The 6,212-nt window shown below is 75.4% G+C and carries 6 protein-coding genes; 1 reads left to right on the forward strand and 5 read right to left on the reverse strand.

The window, feature by feature from the left end; translation table 11 throughout:
- Nucleotide 1: 1 nt before the first annotated feature.
- The 5 genes from ACFWIC_RS17570 to ACFWIC_RS17590 form a co-directional block, all read right to left on the reverse strand.
- Complete coding sequence (locus ACFWIC_RS17570) at nucleotides 2-1,063, reverse strand: AAA family ATPase (protein ID WP_380519262.1); 1,062 nt, start codon at nucleotides 1,061-1,063, stop codon at nucleotides 2-4.
- A 74-nt stretch (nucleotides 1,064-1,137) separates the two neighbouring features.
- Nucleotides 1,138-2,754, reverse strand: coding sequence for a hypothetical protein (locus ACFWIC_RS17575; protein ID WP_380519264.1), 1,617 nt, complete (start codon nucleotides 2,752-2,754; stop codon nucleotides 1,138-1,140).
- A 4-nt stretch (nucleotides 2,755-2,758) separates the two neighbouring features.
- Entirely contained in the window at nucleotides 2,759-3,724 is a 966-nt protein-coding gene (locus tag ACFWIC_RS17580; protein WP_380519266.1) for a trypsin-like peptidase domain-containing protein, read from the reverse strand.
- A complete protein-coding gene (locus tag ACFWIC_RS17585; RefSeq protein ID WP_380519268.1) occupies nucleotides 3,721-4,188 on the reverse strand; it encodes a CU044_2847 family protein in 468 nt (155 codons plus the stop codon). Before ACFWIC_RS17585 ends, ACFWIC_RS17580 begins: the two co-directional genes overlap by 4 nt.
- 117 nt (nucleotides 4,189-4,305) lie before the next feature.
- Nucleotides 4,306-5,079 carry a serine aminopeptidase domain-containing protein gene (locus tag ACFWIC_RS17590; RefSeq protein WP_355404177.1) on the reverse strand — a complete coding sequence of 258 codons (774 nt, stop codon included), beginning with the start codon at nucleotides 5,077-5,079 and terminating at the stop codon, nucleotides 4,306-4,308.
- Nucleotides 5,080-5,266: 187 nt separating this feature from the next.
- Here ACFWIC_RS17590 and ACFWIC_RS17595 point away from each other — a divergent pair, with 187 nt between their 5' ends.
- Nucleotides 5,267-6,076, forward strand: a complete 810-nt coding sequence (locus ACFWIC_RS17595) for a hypothetical protein (protein ID WP_329951144.1) — start codon at nucleotides 5,267-5,269, stop codon at nucleotides 6,074-6,076.
- Nucleotides 6,077-6,212: the final 136 nt, after the last annotated feature.

The raw sequence follows: 6,212 nt of genomic DNA on the forward strand, positions 1-6,212 counted from the left end.
CTCAGCTCTCGTTGAGCGGGCGCAGCAGGACGTTGCGGAGCACGTCCTGACCCGGTTCGCCGTCCCAGAGGCCGCGTTCGGCCATCAGCAGGGCGTTGAGCAGCTGGTCGTTGGCCAACTCGGCGTTGTCCTCGCGCTGTCGGCGCAGGAACTCGGCGATCAGCTCGGTGCGGGCGGCCGTGGTCGCTGCGTCCTCGCCGAGGTGGGCGGCGACCATCGCGGCGAGCCGGTCCGCGCTGGGGGGCTGGATCTCCAGCCGGACGCAGCGGCGGAGCAGCGCGGTCGGGAAGTCCCGTTCGCCGTTGCTGGTGAGGACGACCAGCGGGAACTCCGCGCACCGCACCAGGCCGCCGTCGACGACGGCGGTCCTGCCCGGGTCGGCCGTCGCGACCTCCTGCGGGCCGGGTCCGAGTCGGAGCAGTTCCGGGATCTCGAACTCGCCCTCCTCGAAGACGTTCAGCAGGTCGTTGGGCAGGTCGATGTCGCTCTTGTCGATCTCGTCGATCAGCAGGACGCGGGGGACGCGCCAGGGCAGCAGGGCGGTGCCGAGCGGGCCGAGCCGCAGGAACTGGCCGATGGCGGGCGCCGGCCGGCCGTCCTCCCCGGGGGCGGACCGCCCGTCCGCGCGGATGCCGCCCGTGCGGATGCCCGCCTCGTGGAGCCGTCCGATCGCGTCGTAGGCGTACTGCCCGTCGCGCAGGGTGGACCGGCTGCTGATCGGCCAGCGCAGGACCGGGCCGAGGCCCAGTTCGTGGGCGACCGCGTAGGCGAGGGTCGACTTCCCGACGCCGGGCCTGCCGGTGATCAGCAGCGGCCTGCGCAGGTGCAGTGCCAGGTTGACCAGCTGCACCTCCCGGTCGTCCGCCCGGTAGGCCGCCGCCTGCCGCACCCGGCCGAGCCGTCGGGCCGTCATGCCGGCCGGGCCGTCCTCGGGCGGCAGCGGCAGGCGGTCGCGTTCGGCGGCGGGGTCGCCGAACGCGCGCCAGGCCGGCGCCGGGGGGAGCCCGGCGATCCCGTCGTGGGGTGAGCCGGTGCCCTGGTAGATCCACCAGTCCTCGGACATTCCTCGTGCCTCGCTGCTTGTCGGGTCGGGTTCGTCGGGTCCGGATCGCCTGGCCGGGTTCGTCTGACCGGTCATCACACCATCCCGGGGTAGAGGCTGTCCTGTTCGGGATCCACGCAGTCCGGGTCGTCCCACAGCAGGGTGACGGCGTCGTGCGGGTCCGCCTCGGCGGCCCGGGTCCGCCTGCGGTACCGGTGGACGGTGTCCGGTAGTTCGGCGAGGGGCCCGGGGCCGTGCTCGCGGAGGGCCTTGACCAGGGCGGCCGGGTCGCCGGCGACCCGGCGCCAGAGCAGCACGGGCATGCCGTCGAGGTAGATCGCGTCGTCCACCGCGCGTCGCACCTCCGGGTCCAGCTCCTCGTAGGGGGTGTCGAGTCCCATGCAGGAGAGTTCCGGCCGGCGGGAGAGCCAGTCGGGCAGTTCGCCGGCCCGGGCGGCGTCGAGCGGGGGCCAGCCGATCAGGTCCAGGCCGTCGGCGTCGGTGGCGCGCGTGTTCAGGTGACTCCACCGCGCGCGCCAGGGGCCGACGTCGAGCCAGGAGTCGGCGTACCGCTCCAGCGAGCGCACCACGACCGGGTGGTTGCGCCCGAGCGGGCGCCGGGTCGCCCCCGGGGACCAGAGTTCGGCGGAGTGCCCGAGGAGGGAACGCGGCAGCAGGAACTCGATCCTGACGGCGCTGCCCGCGGCGAGGCGCAGTTCGCGGGCCAGCGCCGGCCAGGAGGTCAGCCGGGCGCTGCCCGCCTCGACCAGTTCGTTCCTGGTGACCGTCTGGGTGGCGCCGAGGTCACCGATCCGCCGGAACGGCCCTCCGGCCACCGGTTGCCGGTAGTACGAGGCGAAGAGGCGGTACCGGCCGTTGTCGATGTGCTCCGGCGTCTCCTCGTCCAGCCGGATCTGGACGATCAGGCGGTCCGGCTCGTCGGGTCCGGCGGCGTGCCGCGGTCCGCCGAGCCGGTCGAGGAGTCCCCGCAGGGCGGTGAGCCCGCCGGACCCCGCGACCGCCGGGTCGGAGCCGAGCGCGCGCAGGAACTCCAGGAAGGGGCCGACGTCGGGTGCGGCGGGGCCGCGCCGGTTGACCAGCCGCACCAGGATCTCGGGCAGGGTCTCCCGCCCGGTGAGGAGGGTGAGGCCGGTGGTGCCGCGGGGCAGGTGGTCGTGCAGGCCCGGCAGCGCGGGCAACCGGCGCAGCTCCCCGATCACGGCCGGCATGGCGTCCGCGGGAAGCGGCGAGTCCGGGGCGAGCACGAGGGTGGTCAGCTCCAGCCAGGGCAGTGCGCCGTCCTGGGGTGCCATGCCGCGCAGCGCGTCGCCCACGGACTCCAGCGCCGCCGCCCGGTCGCGGGACGTGCCGATCGCGTGGAGCAGGTGGCGGACGTGGCTGCGGGCCTGGTTCGTCTCGCAGACCTCGGTGTGGATGCCCCGGGACTTGGCCGAGCGGCCCATCCTGTCGAGGACGTCCTGCCGGAACGAGAGGCGGGCCATCCGGTCGACGCTCAGGAGGATGTCGACCAGCAGCTCCTCCGCCTCCACGGACCACGGCGTCCCCGGGGCGGGTTCCTCCGGGGCGACCGGCCAGGTGCCGGCGGGCACGGCGCCGCCGGACGCGGCGCCGACCGGGGTGCCGGCCGGCCCGGGGGTTCCGCCGGCGGATCCGGCGCACGCGGTCAGGTCCCCGCGCGGTGCTCCACTCATCGGGCTACCTGCTCTCCCAGCCCCCGGTGGCCCGCCCGACCAGCAGGCGGAGCTCTTCGAGTGCCCGGTCGAACGGGGCGAGTTCCTCCATGGCGGTGTACAGCGCCCGCAGCGCCGCCCGTTCGTCGCGGTGGTGCCGGCAGCGGTGCACGATGCGGGCGAGGTGGTCCCGGCGGGAACTCCGCTCGTCCGTCTCGAAGGAGTGCGGCAGCCCCAGGTGCTCGCCCATCCTGTCCAGCAGGTCGAAGCGGCCGTCGGAGCGTCCCGTGATCGGAAAGGCCATCAGGGCCGTGACCAGGTCGGCGTCGCCGGGCTCGGCTCCGACCGGGCGGTTCCCGGGCGCCGGGAGGTCGCTCCCCGGGCCGAGCAGGGCGGCCAGGGCGCTCACCGGGGTGAACCAGCCGCCCTGGTCCTCCTTGTAGGACCGGCTGCCCTTGAGCACTCCGTGGACCAGCCCGTCCGGACCGACCAGCATGCTTCCGCTGTGGCCGTCCCGTACGCCGTCGCCCTGCACCCGGACGAACGCCCCGGATGGGCCGACGACGCGCAGCACCAGCGTGTCGGGCGCGGCCCCCGGCGTGGGGGTGTGGGTGGAGAACCCGAGGGCCGTCAGCTCCGTCCCCGGCCCGGCCCCGGTGTCCGCCAGCGGGGCCACCGGGTGGCCGGTCAGGGAGGGGACGGCGAGCACCGCGAGATCGGGGTACGGGTAGAACGGCGTGCCGTCCCCGGAGGCCGGGTCGACGCGGGTGTCCTCCGTGGTGACCGGGTACTCCCCGGACGCGTGCCGGACGGCCACCGGGCCGGTCGCGGAGCCCGGGCGGCCGTTCCCGCGGAGGACGTGCGCGGCGGTGACGGCCAGGCCGGGGGCCACGAGGAAGCCGCTGCCGCGGAAGCCGCCGGCGACGGTGATCATCACGGCGCAGTCGCGCAGGGTCGCGGACGGTACGGGACCGAGTGGTGCTCCGGTCACTCGGCGTCGGCCCCGGCGGGGAGCTCCGGGGGGAGTCCGGTCCCCGTGCCGGGGGCGCTCCCGGCCTGCGCGTTGCCCTGCTCCTCCCGACGGCGTGCGGCGAGGTCCCAGGACAGCCGGACCGTCAGTCCGGCCTCGCTGCCCGCCTCGGCGATGACGCCGAGGAGTTGACCGGACTTGACCGCCAGCTTGAGACCGAACTCCACCTCGAAGGCGTCCGGCGAGCCGGCCGCACCCTGGGTGATGCTCTCGGCCGCCCAGCGGCCCACCCCCTGCACGGTGCTCCGCACCTGATCGAGGGTCAGGGCGACCGCGCTCCCCAGCTGCGCCGCCCGTCGGCCGTCCCGGAGGCCGGCGTCGCCGAAGTCGGGTCCGTCGGCCGATGTGCCGTCCGGCTGCTGGAAGCTCAGCTCGCCGATCACCTCGGCCCGGACGGTCGAGCCGTCCCCGAGATCGATCGTCACCGTTTCGGTCACTGGTCCCCTCCGAAGATCCGTCCGACGAATCATCAGAATACTCGGCGCCCCGGCGGGGCCGGGCGGCTTCGTCCGGACCGGGGAGCGGGTGGGCCGGGGCGGTCCTCAGGCGTCCGTGGGGAGGGGCTGGGCCGGGTGGCGGGGCGCCGCGGTGCGGGGCTGGGCGGGGAGCGGGAGGCCGAGGGCGGTGGTGGCGTCGGCGGGCAGGGCCAGGGCGGCCGTGACCTCCGGCGGCAGGTCGCGCAGGCGGAGCAGTCCGGCGGAGAGACGGGCGGCGGCGCGGTGCCAGTCGCCGGCCCGCTGGAGCAGGGCGTGGCCGCTGCCGAGGACGGTGTAGCCGCAGACCCGGGCCCCGGCGGCGCGGCTGCGGGCGGCGAAGGCGAGCGTGTCGGCGGGGGAGGTGACCCGGTCGCGGTCGCCGTGCAGCATCAGGACGTCGCGGCCGGCGAGCTGCTCGCAGGGGTCCTCGGCGGGGCACCAGGGGGCGAGGGCGACGATGCCGCTGACCTGGGGGTGACCGCCGGTGCGCAGGGCGGCGCGGCCGCCCATCGAGTGGCCGATCAGGACGGTGGGGACCTTGCCCAGCTCCTCGGCGAGGTCGTCGAGGGCGGCGCGGGTGTCGCGGGCGGCGTCGGCGCGCTCGCCGTTCCAGCCCCGGTGGCGGTAACGGACGGTGCCGATCGCCACGCCCGCGCCGGCCGTCTCGCGGCGCAGCGCGCGGACGAAGCCGGCCATCCGCAGGCCGGGCGGGTTGATCCGGCCGGGCCGGGAGAGATTGTGTTCCTCGCCGCCGTGCAGCACCAGCACCGCGGCGCCCGGCTGCTCGGGCCGCTCCTGCCAGACCAGCGCCCGGTGTCCGCCCGTACCGTTGCCGCCCACCCTGTACCGCTTTCGCCGTCCGTTTCGTGGACCGCAACTGTACGCGCCGGGTGGGGCCGTCGGGTTCACCCGGGCGGCTCAGCGCCGGTGCCGGGCGCGCGCGGGCGGCCGGTGGAGCTGCTATCCACGAAAGGTGGGGGTGTTCCGCGCGCCGCTCAGGGCGCAGCGTCGCCGAGTGGAGGACTTCGTGGCTCAGCAGCTCGCACTATCTGTCGACTTCGGATCGGGATTCACCGAAGCCTGGTCGAAAGTCGCCAAGTTTATTCCGCAGTTCATCGCCTTTCTGGTGATCCTGGTCATCGGCTGGTTCGTGGCCAAGGCCATCGCGAAACTGCTGGACCGGGGGCTGCGCCGGATCGGGTCGGAGAAGGTGGCGGAGCGCGGCGGGATCGCCCGGTACCTGAGCGGCTCCAAGTACGACATGACCGGGATCGTCTGCAAGATCGTCTACTACGCGATCCTGCTCATGGCGCTCCAGCTCGCCTTCGGCGTCTTCGGCCCCAACCCGATCAGCGTGATGATCAACGGCATCGTCGGCTGGCTGCCCAAGGGCATCGTGGCCGTGGTCATCGTGGTGGTGGCGATGGCCATCGCCAACGCCGTCCGCGACATCGTCCGCAACGCGCTCGCCGGCGCCGCCTACGGGCGGACGGTGGCCACCGTCGCCTGGGCCTTCATCGTCGCCCTCGGTGTGATCGCGGCGCTCGGCCAGGCGGGCATCGCCACCGCCATCACCGGCCCGCTGCTGATCGCGGTGCTCGCCTCGGTCGCCGGGATCCTGGTGGTCGGCGTGGGCGGCGGTCTGATCATTCCGATGCGCCAGCGCTGGGAGCGGTGGCTGGACGGTGCCGAGAAGGAGACCGCCAAGCTGCGCGGCAACGCGTACCAGGCGGGCCGGGAGGACGCGCTGGCCAACCAGCCGGTCCGCCCGGCCACCCCGGCCGGACCGCCGGCTCCGGGCATCGACCCGGGCCGGCCGGGCGGGCAGTCGGGCTGAGCGCCGGTCCGCCGGGCCCGGTCGCCGCGCGGGGGCCCGGCCCCGCGGGGGGGGGGCGGCGGACCCCCCCCCCCCCCCCGGCTGGGCCGAACAGCCCCCCCACGCGCGCCCCGGGGACCGACACGCCAACCCCCCC

This window comes from Kitasatospora sp. NPDC127035 (genome assembly GCF_042726075.1).
Lineage (GTDB): Bacteria > Actinomycetota > Actinomycetes > Streptomycetales > Streptomycetaceae > Kitasatospora.

Excerpts from the sequence above, each read along its gene's own strand:
- ACFWIC_RS17575 (WP_380519264.1), bottom strand. The coding sequence starts at position 2,754 with ATGAGTGGAGCACCGCGCGGGGACCTGACCGCGTGCGCCGGATCCGCC.
- ACFWIC_RS17570 (WP_380519262.1), bottom strand. The coding sequence starts at position 1,063 with ATGTCCGAGGACTGGTGGATCTACCAGGGCACCGGCTCACCCCACGAC.